The 1066-nt window shown below is 38.0% G+C and carries 1 protein-coding gene; it reads left to right on the top strand.

What is annotated here, in order from left to right; genetic code table 11:
• Nucleotides 1-212: 212 nt before the first annotated feature.
• Nucleotides 213-1066, top strand: an 854-nt coding sequence (locus GCCT14_RS05115; RefSeq protein ID WP_108624469.1) for a ribonuclease Z, incomplete at its 3' end; no start/stop codon positions are given.

Raw genomic sequence — 1066 nt, 5'->3', positions numbered from 1 at the left:
AGGAAGAATTACCAGATCTTCTTAAGAAAGGTCTAAACCTGTACTTCGTATCTTTTTACTACGAAGTATTTGAAATTGCTTTCATGGAAGAACAGAAAGCTTCCCAAAAAACCACTAAACGATCTTTGGACGATGTTCACAATGGTAAAAGAAATTATCGAGGTAAAGTCCTTTATTAAAAACACTATCTAACCAAGAGACACTTCACTTTCATGAGCGTGCGAGACCTAATTATTCTTGGTTCTTCGAGCCAACAGCCAACTCGATTTCGAAATCATCCTGGATATTTACTTAGATGGAATGAGGAAGGATTTTTGTTCGATCCAGGTGAAGGAACACAAAGACAGTTCATCTTTTCTAATATATCCCCAACAAGTGTGACTAGGATATTTATCAGTCATTTTCATGGAGATCATTGTTTAGGGCTTGGATCTATGTTGATGCGTCTTAACCTTGATCATGTGAAGCATTCTGTACATTGTTACTTTCCAGCTTCAGGATACCGTTACTTTAATCGTTTACGTTTTGGCACGTCATACCACGAACGCATCAAAGTCATTGCTCACCCTGTTGAGAAACCTGGCCTGGTTGATGAAACAGAATGTTTTACATTTGAGTCATTCCCTCTCATTCATGCAATTGAAACATTTGGTTGGAGGATAAAAGAAAAAACTAAGCGCAAATTTCATGCGCCATCCTTGGAAAAATATGGGATTAAAGGGTCTGCTATTCGAAATTTAATCGAAAACGAATGGATAGATACACCATCTGGAAGAATAGGCATTGACCAGGTCAGTTTTATGCAGGAAGGAGATATCTTCGCATACGTAACGGATACACTTGCTTGTGATCAAGCAATTCTAACTGCCCAAAATGCTAAGTTGTTTCTATGCGAAAGCACTTATCTTGAATCTGAGAAGCATCTTGCTATGCAAAACTTACATATGACAGCAAAAGAAGCAGCTTCTATCGCTAAGCATGCACATGTAGGACAATTAATTCTGACACACTTTTCAGGACGTTATCAAGATACATCTCCATTTTTAGAAGAAGCCAAAACCATTCG

The sequence above is a fragment of the Candidatus Similichlamydia epinepheli genome, from assembly GCF_003056015.1.
The sequence above is the reverse complement of the archived record's forward strand: the minus strand, read 5'-3'. Positions and strand labels throughout refer to the sequence as shown.